Below are 2,363 nucleotides of genomic sequence, written 5' to 3' on the forward strand. Positions count from 1 at the left end.
GTCTGGGTGCTGACAGTTGTCTGTGCAGTCGCTCTTATGATCTGGGTCCCCAATGCTCGTCACAATCATTATTTGAAAAAAAGCTCTTCTTCTAATGAAAATAAGACTAGCTGGTATAAGAATGGTAAGGTCTGGGCTATCATGCTCTTCTGTGGTCTACAATCTCTCTTATTCTATACCACTATGACCTGGCTTCCTACCATGGCGACCCAAGCCGGCATCAGTCAAGCCAATGCAGGAATTTTAGCATCTGTATTCACCCTGATGAGTCTTCCCTTCTCTATGACCATTCCAAGTCTCACCACCAGCCTTTCTGAACGAAACCGTCGCACCATGCTGATAACAACTGTTTTAGCTGGTTTTACTGGAATTGCCATGCTGTTACTAAAGACAGACAACTTCATTTACTGGTTGATCCTGAATATCTTGATCGGAAGTTTTACGAGTATCTTATTCCCTTACCTCATGGTTACCTTCTCCATGAAGTCTAGCTCTCCTGAGAAAACTGCTCAGCTCTCTGGACTAGCTCAAACAGGAGGATACGTCTTTGCTGCACTTGGGCCTATCTTATTTGGTTCAAGCCAACAAATCTTCCACTCTTGGACACCTGGTATTCTTATTCTTCTTGTTGTTGCTTTGTTTATGAGTATGGCTCTCTATCAAGTTGAAAAATCTGATATCATCCTTTAATCCACTAGGTCCCATTGAGCAATGGGATCTATTTTTTATACAAAAAAAGAGAGTGGGACAGAAATCGGTAATTCGTTAGAATTCGATTTCGTCGTCCCACCTCCGCACAGTTGATTAGGGCTGTAAAAGCTGATAAAATCAGCGTAGTAGAGCCCATTCAACCACTGCGTCTTGCTCGATAATCCAAAGACAATTGAGAGGCTAGGACTTTTGTCCCAGCCTCTTTGCTGTGAGTTAATTATTCGTAAAATGATACGTGTACGTGGTCGTAGTGATTTTCTGTTACGCTACCACGGTCTGGCATTTCATTCCAAGTGTTTGCTGGTCCATAAATGTTATTTACTGGAGCATAGAAACGTTGTTTCCAGATGATGTAAGAAATTCCATTTTCTTGCATGTGATCGATTGCATATTGAGCTACTTGATCACCGATCGCTGAACTTTCTGGAACCATAACGTCGATTGCAAGACCTTTACCGTGATCTTCTGGGTCACCAGGACGGTAACCACCGATATCAGTCAAGCCAAGTTCATTAATCACTTGTTCTTTGAATTTAATTGTTTGAGGTTGAAGACCTTCATTTGAAGTTGGAGTTGCTGTTGAAGGAGTTGAAGCTGTCGTATCAACAACTGGTGCTGGTGCACCATATTGTGGTGTTGAAGCAACCGCAGTAACTTCTGGTTCTGCTGGAACTTCTACGACTGGAGCTGGTTCAGCTACTGGAGCCGCTGGTGCTTCCTCAACAACTGGTGCTTCTACAGGAGCCGCTACTTCAGCTGGCGCTGTAGCAGGTTGCGCAGGTGCTTCTTCAACAACTGGTGCTGGTGCTTCCTCTGCTACTGGAGCTGCTGGTGCAGGTGTTTCAGCTGGTGCTACTGGAGTTGGCAAGCTTTCTGATACTTGCTCTGCCACTGCTGCTACAACTGCAGGTGCTTGAGGGAGTTCTACAGCTTGGTTGCTTTCATCTGCTACTGGTTTTGTCAAATCACCCACTGCAACAGTTTGGTTGTCTACTTTGATTTGGTTGTTTGTCAAATCAGCAGAAGTTGTCACAGTTGCATCAGCATTTCCTGCTGTAGGAGTTTGGATTTCTACACCTGTCACTTGGTTTTGATCATTGACAGTTGTTGTCAAGACAGTTCCTGGGAAAATCAAATCAATGTTGCTGATTTGGTTCAAGTTTGCCAAAACAGTTACGTCAACATTCAAAGCTTCCGCAATCGTGCTTAGGGTATCCCCATATTTGATAGTGTAGGTTTGTTTGTTTTCTGAAGTTGAAATATCTGCACGAATTTCATCTACAGAACGGGCAACCCAATCCCCATTTGATTCTGCTTTACCAGTTGTAAATGGCAAGACCGCCATAGCAACAGTCGAAGCAATTAAAGCCTTTTTATTTACTTTCTTCATACGTTCTTTCCTCGTTTTCTTATTATCGGAGATTTATCTCCAGACAGATACATTTAATATTCTACCACATTTTTTGTCTTTAAAATGGCTCTTCTTTTCTTTTAATCTAACTGACCCTAATTTGTAACATTAACCCTTTCTTGTTACATTCTCTTAATAATTAATGACAGTTAGTACTATTTGGATGATCAAACAAATCCATTGTATCAGAAGCCTTTGAGAGTCCTGCACAATGGGATTTTGGAAGATTTTTCAGTCGAAT

The 2,363-nt window shown here is 42.1% G+C and carries 2 protein-coding genes; one reads left to right on the top strand and one right to left on the bottom strand.

Translation table 11 applies throughout. The features are described from left to right. The coding region (locus ACLOR3_RS09105; RefSeq protein ID WP_412037158.1) for an MFS transporter at positions 1–690 on the top strand (690 nt) is incomplete at its 5' end. Positions 691–928: 238 nt separating this feature from the next. Here ACLOR3_RS09105 and ACLOR3_RS09110 read toward each other — a convergent pair. Further along, positions 929–2,101, bottom strand: coding sequence for a LysM peptidoglycan-binding domain-containing protein (locus tag ACLOR3_RS09110; protein ID WP_411400925.1), 1,173 nt, complete (start codon positions 2,099–2,101; stop codon positions 929–931). Positions 2,102–2,363: the final 262 nt, after the last annotated feature.

Source organism: Streptococcus intestinihominis, from assembly GCF_046824975.1.
Classification (GTDB): domain Bacteria; phylum Bacillota; class Bacilli; order Lactobacillales; family Streptococcaceae; genus Streptococcus.